This is a genomic window from Streptomyces sp. JLBJ103, from assembly GCF_058215575.1.
Genome location: NZ_CM177089.1, coordinates 4,050,164 through 4,076,957, shown reverse-complemented (window position 1 = coordinate 4,076,957; position 26,794 = coordinate 4,050,164). Strand labels below are relative to the sequence as shown.

General features: G+C 71.8%; 25 protein-coding genes, 1 tRNA gene and 2 pseudogenes. 15 read left to right on the top strand and 13 right to left on the bottom strand.

All coding sequences use genetic code 11. The features are described 5' to 3' along the window. Window positions 1–19: 19 nt before the first annotated feature. On the bottom strand, window positions 20–1,522 hold the full coding sequence (locus AC4BEG_RS17890) for an amino acid permease (RefSeq protein WP_490706858.1): 1,503 nt from the start codon (window positions 1,520–1,522) through the stop codon (window positions 20–22). Between the two features lie 625 nt (window positions 1,523–2,147). Here AC4BEG_RS17890 and AC4BEG_RS17885 point away from each other — a divergent pair. Further along, window positions 2,148–3,575, top strand: a complete 1,428-nt coding sequence (locus AC4BEG_RS17885) for an NAD-binding protein (protein ID WP_490706857.1) — start codon at window positions 2,148–2,150, stop codon at window positions 3,573–3,575. A 278-nt stretch (window positions 3,576–3,853) separates the two neighbouring features. Here the strand turns inward: AC4BEG_RS17885 and AC4BEG_RS17880 are convergent, their stop codons facing one another. From AC4BEG_RS17880 to AC4BEG_RS17870, 3 genes are all read right to left on the bottom strand, one after another. Then, the gene (locus AC4BEG_RS17880) at window positions 3,854–5,494 is read right to left on the bottom strand and encodes a PucR family transcriptional regulator (RefSeq protein ID WP_490706856.1); all 1,641 of its coding nucleotides are present in this window, start codon (window positions 5,492–5,494) and stop codon (window positions 3,854–3,856) included. 333 nt (window positions 5,495–5,827) lie between these two features. Beyond that, window positions 5,828–6,100, bottom strand: coding sequence for a transcriptional regulator (locus AC4BEG_RS17875; RefSeq protein ID WP_201872624.1), 273 nt, complete (start codon window positions 6,098–6,100; stop codon window positions 5,828–5,830). 56 nt (window positions 6,101–6,156) lie between these two features. Further along, window positions 6,157–6,690 (bottom strand): hypothetical protein, encoded by a 534-nt coding sequence (locus AC4BEG_RS17870; RefSeq protein WP_490706855.1) that lies wholly within the window; start codon window positions 6,688–6,690, stop codon window positions 6,157–6,159. A gap of 236 nt (window positions 6,691–6,926) precedes the next feature. Here AC4BEG_RS17870 and AC4BEG_RS17865 point away from each other — a divergent pair, with 236 nt between their 5' ends. From AC4BEG_RS17865 to AC4BEG_RS17855, 3 genes are read left to right on the top strand one after another with little or no spacing between them, the layout of a single operon-like run. Then, window positions 6,927–9,128 carry an MMPL family transporter gene (locus AC4BEG_RS17865; RefSeq protein ID WP_490706854.1) on the top strand — a complete coding sequence of 734 codons (2,202 nt, stop codon included), beginning with the start codon at window positions 6,927–6,929 and terminating at the stop codon, window positions 9,126–9,128. Between the two features lie 5 nt (window positions 9,129–9,133). Further along, window positions 9,134–10,399, top strand: a complete 1,266-nt coding sequence (locus AC4BEG_RS17860) for a sensor histidine kinase (protein ID WP_490706853.1) — start codon at window positions 9,134–9,136, stop codon at window positions 10,397–10,399. A 49-nt stretch (window positions 10,400–10,448) separates the two neighbouring features. After that, window positions 10,449–11,048 (top strand): response regulator, encoded by a 600-nt coding sequence (locus AC4BEG_RS17855; RefSeq protein WP_490707112.1) that lies wholly within the window; start codon window positions 10,449–10,451, stop codon window positions 11,046–11,048. A 10-nt stretch (window positions 11,049–11,058) separates the two neighbouring features. Here AC4BEG_RS17855 and AC4BEG_RS17850 read toward each other — a convergent pair whose 3' ends face one another. From AC4BEG_RS17850 to AC4BEG_RS17835, 4 genes are all read right to left on the bottom strand, one after another. After that, complete coding sequence (locus tag AC4BEG_RS17850; protein ID WP_490706852.1) at window positions 11,059–12,174, bottom strand: PP2C family protein-serine/threonine phosphatase; 1,116 nt, start codon at window positions 12,172–12,174, stop codon at window positions 11,059–11,061. A gap of 107 nt (window positions 12,175–12,281) precedes the next feature. After that, window positions 12,282–13,064, bottom strand: coding sequence for an IclR family transcriptional regulator (locus AC4BEG_RS17845; RefSeq protein WP_490706851.1), 783 nt, complete (start codon window positions 13,062–13,064; stop codon window positions 12,282–12,284). Between the two features lie 99 nt (window positions 13,065–13,163). Further along, window positions 13,164–13,340 carry a hypothetical protein gene (locus tag AC4BEG_RS17840; protein WP_490706850.1) on the bottom strand — a complete coding sequence of 59 codons (177 nt, stop codon included), beginning with the start codon at window positions 13,338–13,340 and terminating at the stop codon, window positions 13,164–13,166. Window positions 13,341–13,522: 182 nt separating this feature from the next. Further along, window positions 13,523–14,743: an RNA-guided endonuclease InsQ/TnpB family protein gene (locus tag AC4BEG_RS17835; protein ID WP_490706849.1), complete on the bottom strand. Its 1,221-nt coding sequence runs from the start codon at window positions 14,741–14,743 to the stop codon at window positions 13,523–13,525. A gap of 29 nt (window positions 14,744–14,772) precedes the next feature. Between AC4BEG_RS17835 and tnpA the strand changes: the two are divergent. Then, window positions 14,773–15,185: pseudogene (gene tnpA / locus AC4BEG_RS17830) on the top strand (IS200/IS605 family transposase). A 231-nt stretch (window positions 15,186–15,416) separates the two neighbouring features. Here the strand turns inward: tnpA and AC4BEG_RS17825 are convergent. Both AC4BEG_RS17825 and AC4BEG_RS17820 read right to left on the bottom strand, forming a co-directional pair. Next, window positions 15,417–15,650, bottom strand: a pseudogene (locus AC4BEG_RS17825) (germacradienol/geosmin synthase); the annotation flags it as partial. Window positions 15,651–15,760: 110 nt separating this feature from the next. Then, complete coding sequence (locus AC4BEG_RS17820; RefSeq protein ID WP_490706848.1) at window positions 15,761–16,927, bottom strand: acyltransferase family protein; 1,167 nt, start codon at window positions 16,925–16,927, stop codon at window positions 15,761–15,763. Between the two features lie 177 nt (window positions 16,928–17,104). On the opposite strand from AC4BEG_RS17820, the gene AC4BEG_RS17815 reads away from it, so the two are divergent. Then, window positions 17,105–17,560 (top strand): tellurite resistance TerB family protein, encoded by a 456-nt coding sequence (locus AC4BEG_RS17815; RefSeq protein ID WP_490706847.1) that lies wholly within the window; start codon window positions 17,105–17,107, stop codon window positions 17,558–17,560. Window positions 17,561–17,627: 67 nt separating this feature from the next. On the opposite strand, the gene AC4BEG_RS17810 is transcribed toward AC4BEG_RS17815, so the two are convergent. Continuing rightward, window positions 17,628–18,050, bottom strand: coding sequence for a BlaI/MecI/CopY family transcriptional regulator (locus AC4BEG_RS17810; protein WP_490706846.1), 423 nt, complete (start codon window positions 18,048–18,050; stop codon window positions 17,628–17,630). A gap of 237 nt (window positions 18,051–18,287) precedes the next feature. Here AC4BEG_RS17810 and AC4BEG_RS17805 point away from each other — a divergent pair, with 237 nt between their 5' ends. The 3 genes from AC4BEG_RS17805 to AC4BEG_RS17795 are packed head-to-tail and all read left to right on the top strand — an operon-like array spanning window position 18,288 to window position 21,191. Further along, complete coding sequence (locus AC4BEG_RS17805; protein ID WP_201872495.1) at window positions 18,288–18,536, top strand: ferredoxin; 249 nt, start codon at window positions 18,288–18,290, stop codon at window positions 18,534–18,536. Next, the gene (locus tag AC4BEG_RS17800) at window positions 18,526–19,920 is read left to right on the top strand and encodes an NAD(P)/FAD-dependent oxidoreductase (protein WP_490706845.1); all 1,395 of its coding nucleotides are present in this window, start codon (window positions 18,526–18,528) and stop codon (window positions 19,918–19,920) included. Before AC4BEG_RS17805 ends, AC4BEG_RS17800 begins: the two co-directional genes overlap by 11 nt. Window positions 19,921–19,949: 29 nt before the next feature. Next, window positions 19,950–21,191 (top strand): cytochrome P450, encoded by a 1,242-nt coding sequence (locus tag AC4BEG_RS17795; protein WP_490706844.1) that lies wholly within the window; start codon window positions 19,950–19,952, stop codon window positions 21,189–21,191. Window positions 21,192–21,375: 184 nt separating this feature from the next. Here the strand turns inward: AC4BEG_RS17795 and AC4BEG_RS17790 are convergent, their stop codons facing one another. Further along, entirely contained in the window at window positions 21,376–22,863 is a 1,488-nt protein-coding gene (locus AC4BEG_RS17790; RefSeq protein WP_490706843.1) for an SDR family oxidoreductase, read from the bottom strand. Between the two features lie 397 nt (window positions 22,864–23,260). On the opposite strand from AC4BEG_RS17790, the gene AC4BEG_RS17785 reads away from it, so the two are divergent. Beyond that, on the top strand, window positions 23,261–23,557 hold the full coding sequence (locus tag AC4BEG_RS17785; RefSeq protein ID WP_003986294.1) for a type II toxin-antitoxin system VapB family antitoxin: 297 nt from the start codon (window positions 23,261–23,263) through the stop codon (window positions 23,555–23,557). 138 nt (window positions 23,558–23,695) lie between these two features. After that, window positions 23,696–24,349 carry a LytR C-terminal domain-containing protein gene (locus tag AC4BEG_RS17780; RefSeq protein WP_490706842.1) on the top strand — a complete coding sequence of 218 codons (654 nt, stop codon included), beginning with the start codon at window positions 23,696–23,698 and terminating at the stop codon, window positions 24,347–24,349. A 40-nt stretch (window positions 24,350–24,389) separates the two neighbouring features. On the opposite strand, the gene upp is transcribed toward AC4BEG_RS17780, so the two are convergent. Next, window positions 24,390–25,025, bottom strand: a complete 636-nt coding sequence (gene upp, locus AC4BEG_RS17775) for a uracil phosphoribosyltransferase (RefSeq protein ID WP_490706841.1) — start codon at window positions 25,023–25,025, stop codon at window positions 24,390–24,392. Window positions 25,026–25,203: 178 nt separating this feature from the next. Between upp and AC4BEG_RS17770 the strand changes: the two genes are divergently transcribed. The 4 genes from AC4BEG_RS17770 (at window position 25,204) to AC4BEG_RS17755 (ending at window position 26,784) form a co-directional block, all read left to right on the top strand. Further along, window positions 25,204–25,368: a hypothetical protein gene (locus AC4BEG_RS17770; RefSeq protein WP_490706840.1), complete on the top strand. Its 165-nt coding sequence runs from the start codon at window positions 25,204–25,206 to the stop codon at window positions 25,366–25,368. A 203-nt stretch (window positions 25,369–25,571) separates the two neighbouring features. After that, window positions 25,572–26,093 (top strand): tRNA adenosine deaminase-associated protein, encoded by a 522-nt coding sequence (locus AC4BEG_RS17765; RefSeq protein WP_490706839.1) that lies wholly within the window; start codon window positions 25,572–25,574, stop codon window positions 26,091–26,093. Between the two features lie 44 nt (window positions 26,094–26,137). Then, window positions 26,138–26,638, top strand: coding sequence for a tRNA adenosine(34) deaminase TadA (gene tadA / locus AC4BEG_RS17760; RefSeq protein ID WP_490706838.1), 501 nt, complete (start codon window positions 26,138–26,140; stop codon window positions 26,636–26,638). A gap of 59 nt (window positions 26,639–26,697) precedes the next feature. Beyond that, window positions 26,698–26,784: transfer RNA gene (locus tag AC4BEG_RS17755), tRNA-Ser, on the top strand. Window positions 26,785–26,794 lie beyond the last annotated feature (10 nt).

Here is a 26,794-nt window from a genome sequence, read left to right as displayed (position 1 = left end):
ACCCGGCCGCCGCGCTCGGCTACCGGGCCCTGGCCGTGTCCTCCTCGGTGACGGTGTGCACCGCGGCGCGGGCGGTGGCGGGGCGGAGGCGCTCGCGGATCAGTGCGATGGCGACCACCAGGGCGGCGACCAGTACGGACAGCAGCACCTGGATCCTTCCTCCGCCCTCACTGTCGTCGGTGAGCATGTAGACGAGCACAAACGAGATCATCCCGATCGTCACCCATGTGAGGTAGGGGAACAACCACATTCGCACCGAGAGCTTCTCGGGATCCTCGCGCAGGATGATCCCCCGCATCCTCAGCTGGGAGAAGCAGATGACCAGCCACACGAACAGCGCGACGGCACCGGAGGAGTTCAGCAGGAACTGGAAGACGGTGTCCGGCCACAGGTAGTTGAAGCCGACGGCGACGAATCCGAAGACGACGGAGGCGATGATCGCGGCCTGCGGGACGCCGCGGGCGCTGGTCCGGGCGAAGGAGGCCGGGGCGTCGGAGCGCTGGCCGAGCGAGAAGGCCATCCGGGAGGCGGTGTAGAGGCCGGAGTTCAGGCAGGAGAGCACCGCGGTCAGCACGATGACGTTCATGGCCTGGCCGGCGTGCGGAATGCCCATCACGTCCAGGGCGGCGACGTAGCTCCCCTTGTCGGCGATCGACTTGGAGTCCCACGGCAGGACGGACACCACGACCAGGATCGAGCCGAGGTAGAAGACGGCCACCCGCCAGATCACGCTGTTGGTGGCCTTGGTGACCGCGCGCCGCGGGTCCTTGGACTCACCGGCGGCCAGGGTGACGATCTCGCTGCCCATGAAGGAGAAGACGACCAGCAGCACACCGTTGAGGATCGCGCCCGGGCCGTTCGGCAGGAAGCCGCCGTGTGCGGTGAGGTTGCCGAAGCCGGTCGCGGCGCCCTCGGATCCGGGCAGCACACCGGCGATCGCCAGGGCGCCCAGGACGATGAAGGCGGCGATGGCCACGATCTTGATGCCCGCGAACCAGAACTCGAACTCGCCGAAGGAGGCGACCGAGGCCAGGTTGGTGGCGGTGAGCACGGTCATCACGATCAGCGCCCAGGCCCACTGCGGAACGGCCGGTACCCAGCCCTCGAGGATCACCGCGCCCGCGGTCGCCTCGACGGCGAGCACCACGACCCAGAAGAACCAGTACAGCCAGCCGATCGAGAAGCCCGCCCAGCGGCCCAGCGCCCGGTCCGCGTAGGCGGAGAAGGAACCCGAGGTGGGGTTGGCCGCGGCCATCTCGCCGAGCATCCGCATCACGAACACGACCAGCACGCCGACCAGGGCGTACGAGAGCAGGATGCCGGGGCCGACCTTGGCGATACCGGACGCCGAGCCGACGAAGAGGCCCGCGCCGATGACGCCGCCGATGGCGATCATGGACAGATGGCGGTTCTTGAGTCCGCTCTGGAGCCCCGAATCGTGCGGAGCGCCGCCGCCCGGGGGACCGGAGGAGCCCGACGGCGAGGAGGGAGAAGCCACGGAAGCAGGGGGACGTGTAGTCATCGCGACATCCATTGCGTGGTGGGTGAGGGTTTCGGCGGACCCGGCGGCCGGGATCGCGTCATCAGCGGTGCGCATGAGGGGAGGTCGGTGCGCAGGGGGGTGTCGGCCAGTCGCGGCCCCATCGGGCGAGGGGCTCGAGGCCCGAGGCCCGGGGACATGAAGCGGCTCGGTCTACGGGCAGCGGCTCGGTCTTCGGCTGTGGGCGCCGGCACCTACGCGGAGGACACGGCGCTGACCCGTGCGTTCCGCGCGTCGCTCCGTCTCCTTGTGGGAGATGAATCGCAGCGACTCGGGATGAATGTGCGCAAGCGTAGGCAGGAGGGGGAGGCGGCGTACCTGTGAGGTTCGCCAATATCCCCGTCAAGAACTGTGCGAGCGGCCAATGCGTTCACCGGAAGCCCCGGACTCCCGGGTTCCGTGCGCTCCTCTCCGGTCTCCCGGCCGGGCCGGGGCAAGGTACGCGCGTACAACGCGGCGGCCCGCACGTTGGCCTGCCACACAGCATGAGGGCCCCGGCCCCGGCCTAGCGTGAGTGCCCAAGCCGACCGGGCCGACGCCGACCGAGCCCATCCAAGCAGCCGACCGAGCTGACCGAGCCGACCAGGGAGCCCGAGGAGCCAGCGCCATGGACACGTACAACGGGGCGGGGACGGGTACGGGCCCGGGGAGCCGGAGCGACCGGATCGTGGTCATCGGCGCGACGACGCTGGCGCGGCGGGTCTGCGCGGCCGTCACGGAGAACGGCCGCCCCGTCCAGCACCTCGCCGCCCCCGACGACCAGGACCTGCGGCGCGCGCTCGCCGTACGGCCCGCCGGGGTCGCGGTGCTCGTCGGCGACGACCTCTCCGCCCTGCGCTACGCCTTGGCGGTACGGCATGTCTGCGACACGGTCCGGATCGTCGCCACGGTCTTCGACCGCACCGTGGCACGGCAGCTCCAGTCGCTGCTGCGGCACTGTGTGACGGTCTCCCCCGCCGATCTGCTCGCGCCGTCGCTGGCCGGGCCGTGTGTGGAACGCGGTGTGCTGGCCGTGTGGGACGACGGGCAGGGCCCGGTCGCGGTCCGCCGGACGGACGGCCGTCTGGTGGAGACGGCCTGGCGGCGCAGTCCGGCGGCCCGGCGGCGTGCCGTGTTCGGGCGGCTGCGCGGCCAGTTGCAGCCCCATGACGCGGACGCCCGGCTGCTGCTCATCGGGCTGCTCGGCATCGCCGCGGTGCTGGCCCTGGACTGGCTGTGGCTGGTGAGCGCCTTCCACAAGCCCGCGAGCACCGCCTTCCTGGAGGCCGCCCGGGTCGTCGCCGGGGTCGGGCCCGCCGCCCCGCACGACGGCCACCCGGGATACGAGGTGATGTCCGGGGTGGCCATGCTGGTGACGGTCGGTTTCACCGCCCTGCTCACCGCGGGCATCGTGGACCGGCTGCTCGGCGCCCGGCTGGTCGGTGTGCTGGGGCGGCGGGTGCTGCCGCGCGCGGGTCATGTCATCGTCGTGGGGCTCGGGCAGGTGGGACTGCGGCTGTGCCAGACGCTGCGTCAGGTGGGAGTGCCCGTCATCGGGGTGGAGCGGGAGCCCGCCGCCCCCAACCTCCGTCTCGCGCGGTCGATGCGGATCCCCGTGGTGCTCGCGCACGGCGAGGACCGTGAGGTGCTCGCCCGGCTCGGCCTGGGCCGGGCGGACGCGCTCGCCGCGGTCGGCTCCGAGGAGCTGGACAACATCGCCGTCGCCGTGGCCGCCCACGGGGTGGCTCCGGAGGTGCGGGTGGTTCTGCGGGCCGGTGAGGACGAGGCGATCGCCGAAACCCGCGCACTGCTCCCCCTGGGCCTGACCCGCGACATCATCCGCACCAGCGCCGCCTATGTGACCGCCCATCTGACCGGCCCGCCACCGCGCCGGGTCATCGCCGACGCCGACTGCGACTACGTCGATCTGCCCGGCCGCGGCCTGGTCGGCTGGCCCGTCCCGGCCCGGGACGACTGCGACCACGTCGACACCGCCGGTACGCCGGGCCCGGCCGCCCCGGGGTCCGACGGCCTCGTACCGCTCCCCAGGGCCTGACGGGCACCGGGCGCCGCCCTGCGACCCGGCACAGCCCCGCCGCAGGGCGGTGGCGGTCGTGCCGTACGAGGTGAGCCCGTCCCCAACGGGCCCCGGGGCAGGGTGAGTCGGCCATGGCGGCGCCGGGCTGCGGCGGTGGCGCCCAGGCCCTGTCCGATGGCTTTGAGGAGCAGCCCGCGGCGTCTGGTGCCGGGGGCACCTCCCAGCGGTAGCTGGGGGCGCGGTGCCAGGCGTCGCGGGCCCGATGGGATCCGCCGGGCAGGGCCCGCGGGGGTCGCTCAGGCTTCGGACGGCGGGAGGCGGAGCTGAAGCATGGCCAGGAGGCGCTGGTCGGCGCGGGTCAGGTCGAGGCCGGTCAGTTCCTCGGCGCGGCGGATCCGGTAGCGCAGGGTGTTGGGGTGGACGTGCAACTCGGCGGCGGCCGCCCGCACGTCACCGAACGCGTTCAGATACGCCAGGATCGACGCCGCCAGCTGCCCCCGGTGGCGGTCGTCGTGGTCGACCACGGCGGTCAGCCGGGGGTCGCGCATACCGGGGCGTTCGGCGAGCAGTCCGAGGATCTCGCTGACCAGCACCTCCGCCTGGATGTCCGGCAGCGCCGCGACCGTCGTGGCCACCCCGGCGCGCACCATCGCGTCCAGGATGCGGTCCGCCTCGCGGCGTGAGGCGGGGACGTCGGCGAGCCCCGGGACGATACGGCCGACGGAGCCGCGCAGCGGCAGCCCCAGGTGGCGGTGTGCGGCCTCGACGATCTCCTCGCCCCAGCTCCGCAGCGTTCCCAGGTCGATGCTGCGCGGCAGCTGGGGCAGCAGGACGTAGATGCGCTGTTCGAGCGGGGTGACCAGGGCGCTGCGGTGGCGGGCGGCGGTGTGGACCGAGATCAGGTTGGTGACCTCGGCGCGGGCCAGCTCCGGGCCCGTGGCCCCGGCGGTGTCGTAGGAGAAGCCGAGGACGACGGCGGGGCGGCCCGGGTCCACGCCGACATGGGTCGCGAGCGGCTGGGGTCCGGTGCTGCCTTCCAGGAGCCCGGCCGAGAGGGTCGCGGTGAGCGTGACGTCCGCGGACAGCTCCCGGCGGCGCCGTACCAGGTGGAGCGCGGCGACGCGGGCCGCGCCGGTGAGGGCCTGTTCGGAACGCTCGGTCAGCGGCGTCGCGCCCTCCTGCACCCAGATGGTGCCCAGCTGCCGGTCGCCGGAGCGTACGGCCACCGCGAGACGGCGCCGGATGCCGAGTTCCGGGTGGCTCTCGATGGAGATCACCTCGTCGGAGGCGCGCAGCCGCTGGAACACGCCCCACCGGCGCAGCCGGGACAGATACGCCTCGGGGCCCTGCCAGCCGAGGATGGACAGCCGCCGCAGCTCGTCGACCTCGTCGGAGTCGGTGGAGCGGGAGTAGGCGAGGACGCGGTTGGCGGTGTCCTCGATGCTGACGATGCCGCCGGTGAGGACGGCGGTGGTCTGGGCGAGCGAGAACAGATCGCCCTCGCCGCCCTCGAACCCGACCCCTTCGAGGTCGAGCGGTACGTCCTCCAGGGCCGCGCGGGCCAGGGCGTCCACCTGCTCCCAGCGCGCTTCCCGCCGTACGGAGAGCAGGGCGACCCCGGCCTCCACGGCGGCCTCGGTGAGGGCGGCGGCCTGGCCGGGTGCGTCCAGTTTGACCGCGACAGCCGCGGCCCCGCCCCGTCCACCGGCCCGCAGCGCGGGGAGGGCGGCGCGGCCGCGGACGCCGATCGCGAGGACCAGCTCGCCGGGGTGGGCGACCGGCTCGTCCTCGGGGTCGAGCAGGGCGACGCGGCGGATGGCGACATCGAGCCCGGCGGGGGCGGCCTGGAGCTCCACCAGGGGTTCGCCCAGGGACATCAGCATCTGGCGCAGGCTGATACCGCTGCCGGGGTGGGGCGTCTCGGCCGCTGGATCCATGATCGACGCCTCTTGCTCGGGGTTCGGGGCCCGCGCTCGTACCGTGACACTGTGGTCACCGGGCGCGAGGCCGCTCCGCCGCGCCGGGGGAACGACGCCCACAGTACTGATGTTTTCGGCCGGGGCAACCGCCGATGACGATCTAGCCCGCCGCAGGTCAGCGCGGTGCCCGCGGACCGGTCGACTACCGAGGAGTAGGCCACCTCCCGGTACGCGGCTGACGCGCGTACGCCGGTGACTACCGCGTGTACTCCAGCCCCAGCCTCCCGCAGACCGCAAACGCGGACTCCACTGACAACAGCCGTCCCGCGCACGGCACATCGACGGGGGCGCCTAACCCTGCTCGGCCGCGTCCGCCCCCGCCGTGCGCGCCGCGTCCGCGATCGCCTGCAAGGCGGCGAGATGGCGGGTGAGGGCGGTGCGGCCGGCCGGGGTGAGGGACAGCCAGGTGCGCGGACGGCGGCCTACGGCCCCCTTGCGGATCCGGAGGTATCCGGCCTCGTCGAGGGCGGTCGCGATCCGGCTGACGCTCGCGTCGGACACCTGGCAGTAGTCGCGTACGGCGGCGAACTCGGCCTCCGCGCAGCCCGCGAGGAAGGCCATCATCGTCAGCCGGGTGGGATGGTGGATGACCTCGTCGAGCGCGGGCGGGGTGGAGCCGGTCACTCGGTCCGCCCCGCCTCCGCCGTACCGGACCCGGCCGGATCCGGTGCCGACAGCCGCGCCTCGGCCTCCGCGATCAGCCGGTTCTTACGGGTCTCGCGCCACCAGAGCGCGGCACCGCCGAGCACACCTCCGGTGATCGCGCCGGCGGCCCAGCCGACGGCGAGGTACACCGCCCAGCCCAGCCCGTAGGCGGCCACCGGCGCGCCCTCCCGCACGGTGCGCTGGCGGGTAGTGCCGGGCGGCGGCCAGGCGATGACGTTCATCCGGCGGACGCGCAGCACGCACATCACAGGGAAGACGGCCAGCGCCACGATCCCCACGGCTCCGAGGACCGTCCGCCAGACCGCGCCGTCCGAGGCGTACGTCCAGGGGCCGACCGTGAGGGTGATGCCGACCGCGTGAGTGAGGGCGGCCGTGGGCGCCCACCACGCGGGCGTGGGCTCCGGCGTACTGGCGCGCAGCCGGGCCCGCTCCGCTGCCCGGAGGGCCCGTGCGGCGTCGGCCGGGGCGGCGTACTGACTGTGGGACATGGGTGTCTCCGATCGTTCCCCTGCGAGGGAAGAGCCCCTGCGGGCTGCTTCCATCTTGCCATCTACTTTTGCGATGCAAAAGTAGTTTCACACGAGAGCCACCCAGGCCCGTCCTCCGGACAACCCGAGGGCGGTCCTCCGGACAACCCGAGGACCGTGGTCCACCGACCGGTGGACCACGGATTCAACCGGCCGGGCCTGTCCGCGGTGTGCACCCACTGACCAGGATCGATGGCATGAGACAACTCCCTGCGCGGGCCGCCCGGTTGAGTGCCCGGCACCCCTGGCGGACACTCACCGGCTGGCTGCTGTTCGTCGCGCTGTGCCTCGGTGTGGGCAGTGCCCTCGGTACGAACAAGGCCACCACCGAGGACTACCGGGTCGGCGAGGCGGGTCGGGCCGAGGCGATGGCCGCCGAGGGACATCTGCAACGCAAGCCCGTGGAACACGTCCTGATCACCGCCCGGTCCGGGGCACTGAACCGCGCCGCGGCCGACGCCGCCGCCCGCGAGGTCACCGACCGGATGCGGAAGCTTCCCGAGGTGGCGGGTGTGGCCGCGCCGGTCCGTTCAGCGGACGGCACGGCGCTCCGGGTCGACATCACCATGAAGGGCGAGGAGCTCAACGGCGACGAGCATGTCGACGCCCTGCTGGCCCGGACCGCGGAGGTCCGGCGGGACCATCCGGGGCTGCGGATCGAGGAGACCGGCAGCCCCTCCATCAGCAAGGGCGTCGACGACCAGCGCGACAGCGATCTCGCCCTGTCCGAGGCGATCACCGTGCCCCTCACCCTCCTCACCCTGCTGGTCGTCTTCGGCTCGGTGGTGATGGCGGGTGTACCGCTGCTGCTCGCGCTGTCCTCGATCGCCGCGTCCGTGGGCCTGTCCATGGTGGTCTCGCACCTCTCCCCGGACGCCGGGGTGGGCACCAATGTGATCCTGCTGATCGGGATGGCGGTCGGCGTGGACTACACGCTCTTCTTCCTCAAACGGGAACGGGAGGAGCGGGCCCGCTCCGGCGGCCGCCTGGACACCCCGGCGCTGATCGAGCTGGCCGCGGCCACCTCGGGGCGGGCCATCGTGGTCTCCGGGCTCGCGGTCGCCGCCTCCACCGCCACCCTCTGGCTGGCCTCGGACGTGATCTTCTCCTCGCTGGCCACCAGCACCGTCGTGGTGGTCCTGGTCGCGGTGGGCAGTTCGCTGACCGCCCTGCCCGCCCTGCTGATGCTGATCGGCAGGCGGGCCGAGCGCCGGGCGGCCCGGAAGGCGGCCCGGGGCAAGCGGATCCGCGAGCGCCGGACGTCCGGTACCGGCGACGGCCGGATGTGGCGGGCGCTGATGCGGCCCGCGACCCGGCACCCGCGCCGTACGCTCTGCCTCTCGGTGCTGGTCATGCTCGGTCTGGCGCTGCCCGCGCTCGATCTCCATCTCGGGGTGATGGACCAGGACACCCACTCCCGCGCGGTCCCCGCGATGCGGGCGCACGACCGGCTCAATGCCAGGTTCCCGGAGCTCCGCGTCACCCACCAGGTCGTGGTGCGCGCCGATCCGGCCCGCGCCGACGACGTCCGCCGGGCCCTGGCCGACCTCGGCCGACGGGCGGACGCCGACCCGCTGTTCGACGGCAGCGGGACCCCGCACACCTCGGCGGACCGGCGGATCAGCGTGCTGGAGCTGCCCGTGCCGTACTCCGGGGGTTCACAGCAGGCGCAGGACTCGCTGGACCACCTCAGGGAGGACTATCTGCCCTCCACCGTGGGGGCGGTGGCCGGAGCCGAGGCCGCGGTGACCGGGGATGTGCCGCGCGCCGTCGACTACCTCGATCACCAGAACCGCAAACTCCCGCTGGTCATCGGCTGTCTGCTGCTGCTCACCTTCGGGATGACGGTGTGGGCGTTCCGCTCGGTGGTCCTTGGACTGCTCGGGGTGGCGCTCAACCTGCTGTCCGCGGCGGCCGCGTTCGGCCTGCTGGTCCTGGTCTTCCAGGGGGACTGGGCCGAGGGGCTGCTCGGCTTCACCTCGACCGGGACGATCGGGTCCAGGGTGCCGCTGTTCCTGTTCGTGATCCTCTTCGGGCTCTCGATGGACTACCAGGTGTTCGTCGTCAGCCGGATCCGGGAGGCGGCGCTGCGCGGGGCGGACATCCGCACCGCCGTACTGGAGGGAATGCGCAGTTCGGCGAGTGTGGTGACCAGTGCGGCCGTGGTGATGGTGTCGGTGTTCGCCAGCTATGTCCTTCTGCATCTGATCGAGATGAAGCAGATCGGGTTCATCCTGGCCACGGCCGTACTGCTGGACGCCTTCATCATCCGGATCATGATCCTTCCCTCGGCCATGATGCTGCTGGGCCGGGCGAGTTGGTGGCCCTCGCGGCTGTCCCGGAAGGCCCCGGAACCCGCCCCGCGGTCCGTCCCGCCCGGATACGCGGAGATAGATTGACGCGCATGCTCCCCTGGTCACGAGGTACCGGCCGGCCGGATCCGGCGGAGGGCACCCCCGGGCGGGCCGGTGCGGCCGGTACGGGCAGTACAGCCCTGGGGCTGCCCACCGGTCCGTTCTGGCTGAGGACCCTGCACCGCTGGAACGCCGTCGGCTGGCTGCTGTTCGGGGCGGTGGCCCTGATCAGCGCGGTGACGGGGGAGCCGGGCCACCGCCGGATGTGGTGGCTGGCGCTGGTGCTGCTCCTCGCGCTCAGCTACGCGCTGCTGATGCGGTTCCCCGGCAACCGGGTCCTGCGGCCGCACACCTATCTGTGGCTGCTCACCCTGGGGTTGGGCCTCCTGTCGTATCTGCGGGGCGGCTATGTGGCGCTGTTCATCGTGGCGGTGCCGCACTACTGGATGTTCGGCAGGACGCCCCGGGTGTCGATCGCCCTCAGCGGGCTCGCCTCCGCGCTGACCGTCGCCGGGAGTTCGCTCCGGGAGGGTTGGGACATCCGGTTCTTCGGCTCGACCGTCGTCTCCACCGCCGTGGTCTTCACGGCCAGTTGTCTGATCGGGCTGTGGATACGCTCGGTGGTGGCGCAGAGCGATGAACGGGCCCGGCTGCTCTCCGCGTTGGAGCGCACCCAGGCCCAACTGGCGGCGGCTCACCAGCGGCAGGGCGCGGCGGACGAACGCGAACGGCTCGCCCGGGAGATCCATGACACCCTCGCGCAGGGCTTCGCCTCCATCGTCGTGCTCGCCGAGGCGGCGCGGGCCGGACTGGAGACCGGCGATCCGGTGCGCAGCGGCCGCCAGTTGCGCTCGATCGAGAACACCGCGCGGGAGAATCTGGCCGAGGCCCGGGAGCTGGTGGCCTCGGGTCAGGGCAGCACCGTGGCCGCGGTCTCGGCCGCCGGCACCCTGCGCCGCACCGTGGACCGGTTCGCCGAGGACACCGGTCTGGAGGTGACCGCCGAACTGGCGGACGTGGTCTGTGACCAGCCGACCCGGATCGCGCTGCTGCGCTGCACCCAGGAGTCGCTGGCCAATGTCCGCAAGCACGCGGCGGCGTCCGCCGTGGGCGTGGTGCTCAGCGCGTACGACCACCGGGTCGAGCTGGAGATCACTGACGACGGGCGGGGGTTCGTCGTCGCCGAGGCCGGGGGGTACGGGCTGAACGGTATGCGCAAACGGCTCGCCGAACTCGGCGGCGACCTCCTGGTCACCAGTTCCGTCGGCGACGGCACCCGCCTGCTCGCCGTGATCCCGCTCAGCGACGAGGTGTGAAGTGACAGCGGACAGACTCACGGTCGTCGTGGCGGACGACCACGCGGTGATGCGCGCCGGGGTGATCGCACTGCTGACGCCCGACGCGGGGATCGACATCGTGGGCGAGGCGAGCGACGGCGCCCACGCCATCGAACTCGTCGAACGCCACCGGCCGGATGTGGCCCTGCTCGATCTGCGGATGCCGGTCCTGGACGGGGTGGCCGCCACCACCGAGATCGTCGCCCGCCGGCTGGGCACCCGGGTCCTCATCCTGACCATGTACGACACGGACGCCGATATCGAGCGCGGGGTCGAGGCCGGTGCCATCGGCTATCTCCTGAAGGACACCACCCGGGAACAGCTGGTGGACGCCATCCACGCGGCGTCCCGCGGTGAGACGGTGCTCGCGCCGCGCGTCGCGGAGAAGCTGGTGGCCCGGATGCGGCGCCCGGTGCAGGCCACGCTGACCGCGCGCGAACGGGATGTGCTGGGCGCCGTCGCCGACGGTCTGTCCAACGCGGACATCGGACTGCGGCTTTGCATCGCGGAGGCCACCGTCAAGACCCATCTGCTGCGTATCTTCGCCAAGCTGGATGTCGACGACCGCACCCGCGCGGTGGTCATCGCCCTGGAGCGGGGGCTGCTCCCCCGCTCCGAACCGCGCTGACGCGGGGCGTTCAGTTCAGCGGCGCCTCGGCCGGGGCGGGCACACCGCTGGTGACCGGCTTGCGGAGCAGCAGCAGCGCGGCGTCGTCGTGGAGCCGTCCGCCCACATGGTCCAGCAGATCGTCGTGGAGGGCCGCGAGGGTCCGGGACGGCTCGTCGCAGAGGTGCCGCGGCACCCGCTCCATCAGGGGGAAGTACTCCCGGCCGCGGTCCCGCGCCTCGATGACCCCGTCGGTGTAGAGGAGCATCTGGTCCCCGTCGTCGAACGGCACCACCTGGAGGCTGGGCAGCTCACCGCCCAGCGACGCCAGGCCCAGTGGCGGGGCCGGGCGGGTCGGCTCGACGGCCACCACACCGGAGCGGTTGACCAGCAGCGGCGGGGCATGGCCGCAGTTGACGACCTCCATCCGGCCGGACCGGGGGTATCCGGCGACCACGGCGGTGACGAAGTCGTCGGATGCGAGATTGCGTGCCAGGCTGCGTTCGATCCGGCCGACGACGTCCAGCAGATCCGGCTCGTCGTAGGCGGCCTCGCGGAAGACACCGAGCACCAGGGCGGCGGTGGACACCGCGGGCAGTCCCTTGCCCCGCACATCACCGACGATCAGCCGGACCCCGTACGGGGTGGGCACCAGCGCGTAGAGATCGCCGCCGACCCGGGCCTCCGCCGCGGCGGCGCTGTAGCGGACCGCCACCTGGAACTGGCCTACGCGTGCGGGCACTGGCCTGAGCAGAGCGTTCTGCGCGGCCTCGGCCACTGACCGGACGGCCGCCAGCACCCGTTCCCGGCGCCGCCGCAACAGACTGGCCAGACAGCTCGCCAGGGTCACGGCGGCCACCGCGGCCAGCATGATCGCGCGGCCGCGTACCCCGGTATCGCTCTGGGCGCTCAGGAAGCCGCCGACGGCCACGGCCAGCAGACCGATCCGCAGCACCCCCCACGGTCCGCAGATCGCGGCGGCCAGCGCCGGGCCGACGGCGAGCAGCGGCAGCCAGCTCATCCCCGATCCGGTGAAGGCGTCCAGCAGGGCGACGCCGCAGATGATCAGTACGGGCACCGCGGCAGCGAGTTGGGCGGGGGCATGGGGCCGGTCCGGGTCGCTCAGGAGGTATCGGGCCTGGATCATGTCCTGTTTCGCTGCTCTCTTTCCCACTCGGACAGGGACAAACGGACTGCTTTTGTCCGTTTCATCCAGGGAAACAGCGATTCCATACCCGGGCAAGGGCCACGTTTTCAGATAGTGAGCGAGAGGCTCCTGCTCACCCGGTCCGCGGTGGGGAGCAGCCACTTCCGGACCCGTTCCAGCCGCTTGTCGTCACGGTGGGTGAGCGGGGTGATCCGGTCCGCCCGCAGGGAGATCCCGAGCGAGCCGAGCCGGTCCCCGCTGTACACCGGCACCGCGAAGCAGACCGTGCCGAGCGCGTATTCCTCCAGGTCGGCGACGAGGGAGCCCTGCGTTCCGGCGTCGAGGCGGCGCAGCAGCTCGGCGGGGCGGGTGACGGTGCGGGGCGTGAGATCGGCGAGCGGATGGCGGGACAGGTAGTCGTGGCGGGCGTCGTCGTCCAGCTCGCGCAGCACACATTTGCCCAGCGCGGTGGCGTGCCCGGCGTCCTCGAACCCCACCCACAGATCGACCCGCGGCGCCCGCGGACCGTCCACGATCTCGGCCACCCGGATCTCACCGTCCTCGTAGAAGGTGAGGTAGGCGGCGGCCGACAGCTCGTCGCGCAGTGCGGCGAGGGCGGGGCGGACCCGGGCCAGCAGCGCCTGGTCCTGGCTGCCGCTCTGGAGGGAGTGCAGCTTGTCGCCGATCACGAAGCCGCCGTCGTCCAGCCTGGTGACATAACCGTCGTGCACCAGGGTCCGCAGCAGGTGGTATGTGGTGGCCAGGGGCAGCCCCACCTCACGTGCCAGCTGCTTCGCCGGCGCACCGCCCTCATGTGCGCCCACGGCTTCCATCAAGCGGAAGGCTCGCTGTACGGATGTGATCAGCGTAGGGCCCGCCTGAGCACCCATACGACCAGCTTGCGCCCCTCGCACCGGGCAGGCAAGGGCCGTCCGGCGCCGCGGACCCCCGCGGTTCCGCCGATCACCGCGGCGGCCCGGCCGCCGGGGTTACGGACGCGCCCCCGCCGTCAGCCGGATCCGTACGGCCGAGGTGCCCAGGCCGGTCGGAGCGCGCCAGCCGGGCGGCCCCGTCACCGCGCCCGCGGCCGGGGGCGCGGGCCGGTGGCGCAGCTCCTCCTCCCGGTAGCGCGGGGCCTCGCGGTGCCAGTTGAGGATCCCGGTCATCCATTGACCTCCTCCATCGCCCTGAAGAGCGAGGATTCTCCGTCTGTGGGTGGTCCTCGTAGGCCCCGGGGACCGCCCGCTCCGGGTGGGTTCCTGCTTCCTCCCCACGTACGCGGGGGTTGTGCGCGCTGCCAGGGCATTCCCTGGTCTTATGTGCGCTCCACAGGCGTTTACCGTCACCGTTACCGGCGTCGGGCCCCCGGTCCGGGGGTGGGTGGTGATGTTGCCGCGAGGATGCGGCGGCCTTCATAGCGGACGTTTCGTCCTGCGTTCCAGTCCCGGTCGTGCCGGGTGCGGCAGGTCGGCTCGGAGCATGTCCAGGTGCGGACGTTGAGCGGCTTGGGGCCGTCGCGGTGTCCGCAGGCGGAACAGATCTGGGAACTGGGGAAGTCGCGGGCGACTTTGGTGAAGGACCGGCCTCGCCGGGTCGCCTTGTATTCCAGCATCCCTACGAACTGGGCCCATCCGGCGTCGTGCACGCTCTTGGCCAGCCGTGTGCGTGCCAGACCTCGCACGTTCAGGGTCTCCGCGAAGACGGCTTGGTTCTCGCTCGTCAGCTTGTGGGACCACTGGTGATGGAAGTTCCGGCGCGCATCGGCCACGGCGGCGTGAGCGCGGGCGACCTTGATCCGGGCCTTGTCCCGGTTGTTCGATCCTTTCCTCTTCCGCGACAGCTCCTGCTGCCGCTTCCTCAGCTTCTTCTCCGCCCGCCGCAGGTACTTCGGGGAGGCGATGTGCGTGCCGTCGGCCAGGACCGCGAAGCGGGTCAGGCCCAAGTCGATGCCCTGGTCCCCATCGGTCGGGGGAAACACGTCCTGGGCGGGGTCGGTCTCCACGACGAACGACACCCAGTACCGGCCGGACCGGTCCTTGACCAGCGTCGCGCTCGACGGCGCGGACGGGAGATCGCGGGTCCACTTCACGCGCGCGTCGCCGATCTTCGGTAGACGGAGCCTCCCGTCGTCCAGCAGCCTGAAGCGGTCGGAGATGGTGAACCGTGCGGTCTGCCGGTTGTCCTTGCGGGACTTCCGCTTGGGGGGTGCGACCTTCGGGCCCGGACGCTTGCCGGTCTTGGAGTCCTCGTGCGCCTTCCACGCCTTGTCGAAGTCGCGCAAGGTCTGCTGGAGCACGCCGACCGGCGCGTCGGACAAGAACGCGCGATCTTCGGTCTTTTTCGCCTCGGTGATCAGGTGCTTGCCCAGCTCAGCGGCCTTGGGGATGCCCCAGTACGGACCCTGGGCGAGACGGTTCTTCGGGTTGCCCAGCAGCTTGTTCGACCGCTTGCGCGGCGTCACGATCGCCCATGCGTCATTCCAGATCACGCGCTTGCACCCGAACACCCGGGCGGCGCGGATGCGCTGGCCTGGCGTCAGGTAGGCACGGTACTGATAACGAAGCTGCACATTGATCACCGTACTCAGCTGGTTTATAGCTGAGGTCCGATCGATCAGAACTGGTGGACGTTGTGCGTTCCTTTCTTCATGCGCACTTGGTTTTTGTGACGAAGTACCGACATAACGTCTTCTCCGGCCAGCATCTGACGCGTATGGAGGAGATCATGCGGGCCGTCTGCGAGGACTTCGAGACAGAGGTGGTCGAGTTCAACGGCGAGGACAACCACGTGCACCTGTTGGTCAACTTCCCCCGAAGGTCGCCGTGTGCAAGCTGGTCAACAGCCTCAAGGGGGTCAGCTCCCGCAGATTCCGGCAGGAGTTCCCCGACCTCGTGCGGCACTACTACCAAGCGAACAAGCTGTGGTCCGGCTCGTACTTCGCCGCCTCCGCAGGCGGGGCACCCATCAGTGTGCTTCATCAGTACATCGAGCAGCAGAACCGACCCTTGTAGGTGATGGACGCCGTTCCGACCCTGGCGGCGGAACGGCTCTCCCTGCCCTGCTCCGCAGGAGAATGCCTTCACCACCGGGCTGAAGGCCCGGCGCCCCCGACCGCCTACTCGGCAGCACAAATCCCGGACATAACCGCCCAAAAGGGCGGCCTGGACCTCCGTAGCCAGGCCGAAGTCATCGCAGCGCGCAGGGAGTTCATGCGCACGACATGCTGGAACTTCCGCAGCCGCATACCAGTCCGTCACCAGGGACAGATCCGCGGCGGAGCAGTCGGGGTGGGTGTAGGCGCACAGCAGGGCGTAGTCGTGGGCGTCGAGGTCCTTCTGCTCCCAGATGCCCGAGCCCTCGAGCATGCCCATCTCACGGGCCCACCGGGTGGAGTGCTCCCGCGCCTCCTGGACATGAGGGTTCAGCCGCGCCGGATACGGCATGGAGAAGTCGGGGAGTCGAAAGGGCTGTGTCACTGGTGGGCCGGCACCTCTCCGTGCGACGGATGCCCGGGGCCGTACGAGCTCCGGGCGGAACGGCTGCGCCCTACCCGAGGCCCCGACCGGTTACCCGACAGCCGCATTAGTCACATGAACGGCCGGTGGTTTTCGGCCCGTTGGCCGGTCCCGGAGGCCCGTTGGCCGGTCCCGGATGCGTGGAGGGTGCCCGCTCTGCTCACCTGGTGCGGCACCGTTCGCGCCGGGGCGGACGGCGGCGCCTCGGGGAGGGTGGGCCGGAAGGCCCACTCCATCCTCGGCTCCATCGCGAACCGGAACAGCCGCTGTACGGGCGGCGCGCACAGTGCGGTCACCACGGCCACAGCCAGCGCCGTCACCGCGATCTCACCCGCCGGCCGGTGCACCCAGGGGTGGTCGTACCAGCCCCAGAAGCGGGAGCCCTTGATGAGAAAGCCGTGCAGCAGATAGCCGTACAGCGTCCCCGCGCCCAGCGCGGTGCACCACATCCGGCGACCGGGCACCCAGGCCAGGAAGCAGGCGGTGAGCAGCATCGAGCAGCCGAAGAGCGCCAGTGTCATCACCGCCCCGCTCCACCACGGCGCGCCCAGCTCCTGGGCGCTGTCGCGGCGGTAGAGCCAGGCCGGGTTCATCCGCGGCACCGCCCAGTAGGCGAAGACCAGCGCGGCGGCGAACACCGGCACCGACAGCCGTCGCACCACGCGCCGCCGCACCATCCGGACGTGCTCGGGCCGCAGATGGAGTCCGAGGACGAAGAACGGCAGGAACTGGAGCACCCGTTGGAGGTCGAGATCGTCGCCGATGCCGGGGGAACAGGCGGCGAACGCCGCGATGGTGAGCGCCAGGGCGAGCGGACGGCGCGCGATCCGCCACAGCGGTGTGGTCAGCCGCCAGACGAACAGCGCGATCAGAAACCAGGTCAGGTACCAGGGGTCGAGCAGGCTGACCGGATGCGACGGATCGTCGTCCGCCCAGCGCTTGAAGAGGCTGTACGCGGCCTCGAAGAGGACGTACGGCACGGCGACCCCGGTGACCAGGCGGCGTACCCGGTCCGGGCGGAGGTCGAAACTACGCGAGAAGTAGCCGGAGATGAGGATGAAGGCCGGCATGTGGAAGGTGTAGACGATGAGGTAGAGCGCGGCGGCCGCTCTGCTGCCGCTCCGCAGCGGCTCCCATGCGTGACCCATCGCCACCAGCGCGATCGCCAGGTACTTGGCGTTGTCGAAGAACGCGTCACGGTCCCGACGTCCGGGACGTAAGGATGCGGAGTGAGGCATTCCACGGACCCTAGTGGCGCCCGCGCGGCCACGCCCGGAATGGCTCACCTCTCGCGTACCGGCGTTTGCGCGCCCTTCGGTTCTGTTAGCTTCTGCACTGCTGGAGATCTACAGAGCTGTAGATTCGGACGCCCGACCGACGACCCCGATGGAATCGACGACCCCGATGGAGTGGTCATGGCCCTGTGGGACCGCATCAAGGACTCCGTCCAGACGATGCAGAGTCAGCTGCTCGCCAAGAAGAACGACGTGCAGAGCGGAGCGTTCCGCGACGCGGGCGTGGCGATGTGCGCGCTGGTGGCCGCGGCGGACGGTGCGGTCGACCCGGCCGAACGGCAGCGTGTCGCCCAGCTGATCGCCCTCCATGAGGGGCTCCAGAACTTCCCCGCCGAGGACCTCCTCCGGCGCTTCGACGCGTATCTGGACCGGCTCGTGGCCGACTTCGACCGCGGCAAGGCCGACGTGCTCCAGGATGTCGCCAAGGCGCGCAAGAAGCCCGCCGAGGCGCGCGCCGTCATCCAGCTCGGCATCGTCATCGGAGGCGCCGACGGCGACTTCGACACGACCGAACAGACCGTGGTCCGCGAGGCGTGCCACGCCCTGGATCTGCCCCCGGCCGAGTTCGACCTGTAGCGGCCGGACGGCGCCAGCAGCGGCAGGACGGGAAGAACCGGCGGCGGCACCGGGAGACGCCCGTCGCTCAGCCCTCCTCCGGCTCCTTCTCCGCGGCGTCGTTCAGCAGCTCACGCAGCAGCCCCTCGTCGTCGTGGCTCAGCCCCCGCACAAAGCCGGCGAGCACCGCGCCCCGGTCGTCCTGGCCGTCCAGCACCCGCCGCATCCGCAGCGCCGCGAGCCCCGCCTCGTCCGAGGCCGCGCGCCAGACGAAGGACCGGCCCGCGCGCTCACGGGTCACCGCCTGCTTGGCCCGCAGCCGGGACAGGATCGTCATCACCGTGGTGTAGGCGAGATCGCCGTCCAGCCGCTCCCGCACCCAGGCGGCGGTCACCGGGCCGGGCGCCCGGTGCAGCGCCCCGAGCACCTGCGCCTCCAGTTCGCCCTGGCCGCGTCGACGGGGACGCCGGGGCCGGTGGCCGGGCCCGGCGGTCCGGTCCTGGTCCGTCACACCGTCTCCTTCCCGCCCTTGCCACCACACCGCCCGCACCCGCCGGGCGGCGATACATCGTACAGACACACCCCGGCCCCGGCCGGGCCCGCGCCCACCCCTTTGGCCCGGCTGTACGCGCGGGCCCCGACCCGGTCGCCCATGCTGGCCGGAGGGGGACGTCCCGCCGCCGGGGCCGCCCGCCGAGGGACGCGGGACGGCGCCGACGGCCCGAGGTGTGGGAAGGACAGGGTCCGGATGAGGATTGTTGTCGATCTCAACCGCTGTCAGGGATACGCGCAGTGCGCCTTCCTCGCCCCCGACGTCTTCACCATGCATGGCGAGGAAGCACTGCTCTACAACCCGTACGCGGACGACACCCAGCGGGAGAACGTGGCGCGCGCGGCGGCGGCCTGTCCGGTGCAGGCCATCCTGGTCGAAGACCTCGAAGGGGCCGCGGGGGCGGCCGGGCACCCGGAGCGAGCGGAGCCGACCGGTGTCCGGTGACGGATCGCTTGAGGCGCTGCGGCGCTCGGGGCGGATCGTGATCGTGGGTGCCTCACTGGCCGGGCTGCGGGCCGCGGAGACCCTGCGCGAGGAGGGGTTCACCGGCTCCCTCACACTGATCGGCGACGAACCCGACGAGCCGTACGACCGCCCGCCGCTGTCCAAGCAGGTGCTGCTGGGAAAGGCCGCCGCCGACCACACCGCACTGCCCCGCCGCCGCGCGGTGGACGCCGAGTGGCGGCTCGGGGTGGCCGCCACCGGCCTCGACATGTCGGCCCGCCGGGTGCGGCTGGCCGACGGCGACGAGGTGCCCTACGACCGGCTGATGATCACCACCGGGGTGCGCGCCCGGCCCTGGCCGCATCCGCTGGAGGCCGAACTCGACGGGGTCTTCGTGCTCCGCACCCGCCAGGACGCCATCGCGCTGAACCGGCGGCTGACGGCGGTGCCGCGGCGGGTACTGGTCATCGGCGCGGGGTTCACCGGTTCGGAGATCGCCTCCGCCTGCCGGGAGCTGGGGCTCGAGGTGACCGTCGCAGAACGCGGGCCGACGCCGCTGGTGGGGGCGCTCGGCGGGGTGGTCGGCCAGGTCGCCGCGGAACTCCACCGTGCCCACGGGGTGGATCTGCGCTGCGGGGTGATGGTCACCGGTCTCGAGGGCGACCCGGCCGGGCGGCTGCGCCGCGCCCATCTGTCCGACGGCACCGCCTTGGACGTGGACGTGGCGGTGATCTCGCTCGGCGCCTCCCGCAACACCGAGTGGCTGGCCGGGTCCGGGCTCGCCGCCGGGCCCCGGGGGATCGCCTGCGACGCGGGCTGCCGGGCCTTCGACGTCCGCGGCATCGTCACCGACGACATCTTCGCGGCCGGGGACGTGGCCCGGTCCCCGCATCCGCTCTTCAACTACCAGTTCCTGTCCCTGGAGCACTGGGGCAACGCGATCGCCCAGGCCGAGATCGCCGCCCACAACATGATCAACGCCAGCGCCGACCGGCGGCCACATCTGTGGATCCCGGCCTTCTGGTCCTCCCAGTTCGGGGTGAACATCAAGTCGGTCGGGGTGCCGTCCCTCGGCGAGGAGCTCCTGATCGCGCAGGGGTCGCTCGCCGAGCACCGCTTCACCGGCGTCTACGGCTACCAGGGCCGGGTCATCGCCGCCGTCACCTTCGACCAGACCAAGTGGCTGGAGCATTACCAGCGCCTGATCGAGACCGCGGCCCCGTTCCCACCGCCGGGGACCACCGTGGACCGCCGCGCCGAGGGGCTCCGCCCGGTCCCCGCCGACTTCCCCGACCCCTCGCTGCCCACCCACGGGCCGACCGTCACGCTCAGCGGCTACTCGCCCACCGACCGACGGATCACCTTCACTCCCGCGCGGGCCTGACCGAGCCCGATGATCGAAGGATCTCAGCCATGACGCAAGGCTCGCTGCTGCGGAAGATCACCGACTACGCCAACCGCGCCGACCCGTACCCCGTCTACGCCGAGCTGCGCAAGACGCCCGTGGTGCAGGACGAGGAGGGCCCGTACCTCGTCAGCACCTACTGGGAGATCCACGGGCTGCTGCACGATCCGCGGCTCAGCTCCGACGCTCGCAATCTGAACCCCCAGGCCGCCGGGGCGCTCGCCGACGAGGAGGACACCGCGCTGCCGCCCGCCTTTCTGCGGCTCGATCCGCCCGAGCACGACCGGCTGCGGCGGCTGGCGATGACCCCCTTCGGCCCGCCGCACACCCCGCGCCGCATCCACGCCATGCGCGGCGAACTCTCCCGCATCATCGGCGAGCTCATCGACGGCTTCGCGAACCACGACCGGATCGACCTGGTCGACCACTTCTCGTACCCGTTTCCGGTGACCGTGATCTGCCGGTTGCTGGGCGTACCGCGCGAGGACGAACCGCGCTTCCACCACTGGGCCGAGACCCTCGCGGCCGGTCTGGACCCCGCCCCGGACGAGGACGCCGCCGAACGCCGCCGCATCACCCAGCAGGCGCGCAGCGAACTCGGGCTCTATCTGGCCGAGTTGATCGAGGAGCGGCGCCGCGCGCCCGGCGACGACATGCTCTCCGCCCTGGCCGCCGGACACGGCCCGGAGGGGCAGATGACCCAGGCGGAGCTGCTGAGCACCGCGTCGCTGCTGCTGGTCGCGGGTCATGAGACCACCGTCAACCTGATCACCAACGGCATGCTGACGCTGCTGCGCAATCCGGACGTGCTGACCCGACTGCGCGCACGTCCCCAGCTGGCCACCCCGCTGGTGGAGGAGTTGCTGCGGTTCGAACCCCCGGTGCAGCTGCTGCCCCAGCGCACCCCGCTCGCGGACATCGACATCGCGGGCGTCACCATCCCCAAGGGCGCGTCGGTCTGGCTCGTACTCGCCTCCGGCAACCGCGATCCACAGCGCTTCCTGGAGCCGGACCGGTTCGATCCGCAGCGCAGGGACAACCAGCACCTCGGCTTCGGCAGCGGTATCCACAGCTGTTTCGGCGCCCCGCTGGCCCGGCTGGAGGCCCAGCTCGCCCTGACCGAGCTGGCCAGGCGGCTCGACAAGCCGCGGCTGCTGGAGGACCCGCCGGAGTACCGGCACAACGCGGTACTGCGCGGCCCCCGCCATCTGCCCGTGGCGTTCGACGGACTGCGCGGGCGGGACGACTGACGGAGCGGGACCGAGGGCGGGCCGCCGCCGGAGCCGCCGGGGCGGGACACGACGCCGCGGGAGGACGACCCCGTGGCCCGCCCGCGGACACAGGACGCGGCAGAGCGCTGACGAACCGCTGCGGACGGCCCATGGGCACGCCGTCACCCTGCCAGGGCCGACCCGCGCCCGCTCGCCCCGCCGGTCACGGCCGCGGCTGAGCCGAACCGTTCGCCTCCGCCGTGGCGGCGATGTTCCGGGCCATCCCACCGAAGACCAGGGCGTGCCAGGGCGAGACACCCCACCAGTACAGATGTCCGGCCAGCCCGCGCGGATGGAACACCGCGCGCTGCCGGTAGACCGTCCCGCCCGCCGGGTCCTGGTCCACCCGCATCTCCAGCCAGGCCAGGCCCGGCAGCCGCATCTCGGCCCGCAGCCGCAGCAGCCGCGGCGGCCGGACCTCCTCCACCCGCCAGAAGTCGAGGCTGTCCCCGACCCGCAGCCGCGCCGCGTCCCGCCGCCCCCGGCGCAGCCCGACACCCCCCATCAGCGTGTCGATCCAGCCGCGCAGCGCCCAGGCGAGCGGAGTTGAGTACCAGCCGTTCTCCCCGCCGATGCCCTCCACCACCCGCCATACGTCCTGCTGCGTGGCGGCCACCGGGCGCTCGCGGTAGTCGGTGTAGAGGCTGCCGCCCGCCCAGTCGGGGTCGGTCGGCAGCGGATCGCTGGGCGCGCCGGGGGTGGCGGCGGAGGACCAGCGAGTGGCCACGTCCGCGTCGCGGATCCGGCGCAGGGCCAGCTCCAGCGCACGGTCCACACCGATCGGACCGCCGGGCGGATCGGGTACGTACCGCGCGATGTCGCGCTCGGCGCACACCACTTCATGCCGCAACGACTCCACCAGGGGGCGTGCGATGGCGCCCGGTACGGGGGTGACCAGGCCGACCCACAGGCTGGACAGCCGTGGGGTGAGAACCGGAACCGGCAGGATGATCCGTCTGGGCAGTCCGGCGACAGCGGCGTACCGCACCATCATGTCCCGGTAGGTGAGCACGTCGGGACCGCCGATGTCGAAGGTGCGGTGCACCTCGTCCGGCAGCTCCGCGCACCCCACGAGCAGCCGCAGCACATCGCGGACGGCGATCGGCTGGGTACGGGTGCGCACCCAGCTCGGCGTCACCATCAGCGGCAGCCGTTCGGAGAGATAGCGCAGCATCTCGAACGAGGCCGAGCCGGAGCCGATGATCACCCCCGCGCGCAGCACCGCGGTCGGTACCCCGGAGTCCAGCAGCACCCGGCCGACCTCGGCGCGGGAGCGCAGATGCGGGGAGAGCGCGGATGCGGGCACCCCGGCCGGGGTCAGCCCGCCGAGATAGACGATCCGCCGTACCCCGGCGGCGCGGGCCCGCTCACCGAAGATCCGGGCCGCGCGGCGGTCGGTCTCCTCGAAGCCGGGGCCGGTACCGAGTGAGTGGACCAGGTAGTAGGCGACGTCCACGCCTTCCATCGCCGCGTCCAGGGATGCCGCATCGGTCACATCGCCGCGGACGGTCTCCACCCGCGGGGCCCATGGATGATCACGCAGCTTCCCGGGCGAGCGGGCGACACAGCGCACCTCATGGCCCGCGGCCAGCAGCTCGGGCACCAGCCGTCCGCCGATGTAGCCGGTGGCTCCGGTGACCAGACAGCGCATGCGGCCATGCTTGGACGCGAGAAAGCCCGGCGCAAGTGGAGGCGGCGGGCGCGTCCGGGCCGGGCAGCACAGAACCTACGAGGTGGGCTCCCTTCGGCGGCATTGCCCGTATCAGGTAGTGGAGGTCGCCTTCCGGTCTCCCCGACCTTCAGGCCTCTCAGCCAGACCATCTAGGAGGCGTTCCGGAGGGCCAAAGCCCTCTGTCCTGAACGTCTCTCCGGTCGAGCTCCCTCGCTCGCCCCGTAGGCTGCTATTCAGGTTACTCCCGACCCCCCTGACCGCCTAGTCCCTTTTGAAGATAATTTCGCCCAATTTTCCCCTGCCGCGAAGTGGGCCGCGCCCTGGCACTCCGGCGCCTTGGCTGCGCCGGGAGCCGCTTGCCCGGTAGGCTTTCCGTGTGATCTTCAAGCGCATCGGAAACGGTCGGCCCTACCCCGACCACGGCCGGGAAAGCACCCGCCAGTGGGCGGATGTCGCCCCACGCCCGGTACGTCTTGACCAACTGGTCACGACGAAGCAGCAGCTCGACCTGGAGACGCTGCTCGCGGAGGACTCGACCTTCTACGGCGACCTCTTCGCCCATGTCGTGAAGTGGCAGGGCGACCTCTATCTGGAGGACGGGCTGCACCGCGCGGTCCGCGCCGCGCTCCAGCAGCGCCAGGTCCTCCACGCCCGCGTCCTCGAGCTGGGCTGATCACCGCCCCCTGCCGCGCCCGGCCCCACGCCCTGCGCGCCCGCCACTGCGGCCCGGGTTGGCCCTTTCGGGTTGGCCTGAGCACTAACCATTGATCATTTAGTAGGCATCGCCACCAGGCCGCACTACGCTGCGCACATGAGCATGCTGACCCCTCCCGGCATGGGCGGTAAGTACCGCATCACGGGCGACCGCTACCCGCGTATGAGGCGACCGCGCGGCCGTCGGCGTCTGGTGATCGCCGCGCTCGGCTCGGCGGTGGTACTCGGCCTGGTCGGCTGGGGAACGCTCCAGCTCATCGATGTCTTCTCGGGCGGTGACGGTGACACCGTGCGCACCGCGCGGGGCACCGCGGACTGCAAGCGCGACCAGCGCCGCGAGGAGCACCCGCGGACCGGCCGTACGGCCGCCTCGCTGCCCGAGCCCGCCGACATCACCGTCAACGTCTACAACGCGACCCCGCGCTCCGGCCTCGCCAAGGACACCGCGGACGAGCTGAAGAAACGCGGCTTCAAGATCGGCAAGGTGGGCAACGCCCCGTCCGAGTACGACAAGAAGGTCAAGGCCGCCGGGATGCTGCTCGGCGCCCCGGACGCCACCAAGGGCGCGTTCAACGTGCTCAGCACCCAGCTCGACGGGGCCGAGACCAAGAACGACGCACGCAGGGGCAAGGACGTCGACCTGATCATCGGCTCCGCTTTCAAGGACCTGGTGAAGCAGAAGGACGCCGACAAGGCCCTGGCCGCTCTGGCCAAGCCCGAGCCGGCGCCCTCGGGTTCACCGTGCGACTGACGGCACCGCGGCCCCGGCCGCCCGCCGCCCCGGCTCCGGCCTAGCCCGCGGCCCCGTACATCCGGTCGCCCGCGTCACCGAGCCCCGGGACGATGTAGCCGTGCTCATTGAGCCCCTCGTCGAGGGACGAGGTGACCACCCGCACCGGCGCGCCCGCCAGCTCGCGCTCCATGACCGCCACGCCCTCCGGCGCGGCCAGCAGACACAGCGCGGTCACATCGTCCGCACCCCGCGCCATCAGCTCCTTGATCGCCGCGACCAGCGTCCCGCCCGTGGCGAGCATCGGGTCCACGACATAGACCTGACGGCCGGAAAGGTCGCTGGGCATCCGGGTGGAGTAGGTGGACGCCTTCAGCGTCTCCTCGTCGCGGACCATGCCGAGGAAGCCGACCTCGGCCGTCGGCAGCAGCCGCATCATCCCGTCGAGCATGCCCAGACCGGCCCGCAGGATCGGCACCACCAGCGGGCGCGGATGCGACAGCCGCACCCCGGTCGTCGGCTTCACCGGGGTCTCGATGTCGACCGGCTCGGTGCGCACATCGCGCGTGCCCTCGTACGCGAGCAGGGTCACCAGCTCGTCGGCGAGCCGCCGGAACGTGGGGGAGTCGGTGCGCTTGTCGCGCAGCGTGGTGAGTTTGTGCGCCACCAGCGGGTGGTCGACGACATGGATCCGCATGGCATCGACACTAACCGAGCCACGGCCCCCGGCCAGCGCCGGTGACCCCCCTACCTCACCCTGACCGCAACAACAGTTCGTCGCGGTACTGGCATCAAACCGCCGATTCGGGGGAAAGTGGGCAGGAGCGCCCGGTTGCCATCCGGGCGGGGACTCGGCCCAAGGGGTGATGTGACCCATGGCAGAGAGGGAGAAGGAGAGCGCTGACGAGCGGCGCCGCCGCCGCGACCGCTTCCTGCGGGCGCTCAACGAGGCCCGGGAGATAAGGAATCAGGTCCGGCCGCAGCTGGCCCGTTCGGCCCGGATGCGCCAGGCGATACACATGCGCACGTTCGGCTGGTGAAGCCCCGATGAGCGTTCGTGCCCCGCCGGAGGCAGCCTCCGGGCCGGTGCACCCCGGGTCCGCGTGAGCGACATCTCTTTGGACTGGTGCACGACGCAGCGCGGAAGACCTCTCGCGAAGCGACGGTTTCTGCCACGATTCCGATTGGGGCGGGACACTGTCCCGCCCGCCCCGGCACGCCTATGACCAGTGGGAGAGTCACGGTGTACTTCGCCGCATTGCTCGCGCGCACCGCAGAAGGGTGGGAAGCGAGCGACACAGAGCTCGATGATGTGGAGACCCTGACCGATCTGATCGAACTGGCCCGTGGAGCGTCCAAGGACGACGACACGGTTCTGGCCTTCCTCGAGCACGAAGACGCGTGGTTCGGCGTCGTCCGCGTGGACGGCGAGGACGACCCGCACATCTATGTATCCGACGCGGCCGCGGCCGCCCGCACCTCGTACGGTTCGATGCTCACCGACGAGCTGCTCGGCCGTGACCCCGACGACGACCTGGACAGCCTCGTCGACCTCGACGGCACCGAGGACGGCGAGCCGGACCGGGACGACAACGAAGACGCCGACTCCGACGCGCCGGTCCCGGTGGGCCCGCTCGGCGACGGCGACATCCTGGCCGACCTCGGCATGGAGGAGAAAGAGCTGAAGGCCCTGGAGGGGGACGCGCTCGAATCGATCGCCGACATGCTGGGATGCAGCATGGAAGGGCTGGAGGCGGTGCGCTGACCGCGGTCCGCGGCCACCCCCATCCCGTCGCCCACACTGGTGTCATGACCGATCCGCTGACCGGCGTCCCGCCGGGCCCCGACCCCGACCCCCTGCGCGACCCCTGGCGCACCCCGATGCGCCTCGCGCTGGAGGAAGCCGTACGGGCCCCGGAAACGGGGGATGTGCCGGTCGGCGCCGTCGTGCTGGGCCCGGACGGCGCGGTGCTCGGCCGCGGCCGCAACGAGCGCGAGGCCCACGGCGACCCCACGGCCCACGCCGAGGTCCTCGCCCTCCGGGCCGCCGCCCGCTGCCTCGGCAGCTGGCGCCTGACCGGCTGCACCTTGGTGGTGACCCTGGAGCCGTGCACCATGTGCGCGGGCGCGATCGTCCTGTCCCGCGTGGACCGCCTGGTCTACGGCGCGGTCGACGAGAAGGCCGGTGCGGTCGGCTCCCTCTGGGACGTCGTCCGAGACCGCCGTCTCAACCACCGCCCCGAGGTCATCTCCGGGGTCCTCCCCGCCGCATGCGCGGCCCCCCTCACCGCGTTCTTCCGCACGCCCTGACCGGCCCCCGCCGGGAACCGATTTCGGTTCCCGGCCACCCGTCCGCTAGGCTCTCTCTCGGTAGCGTGTCCGAGCGGCCTAAGGAGCACGCCTCGAAAGCGTGTGAGGGGGCAACTCCTCCGTGGGTTCAAATCCCACCGCTACCGCTCGAAGAAC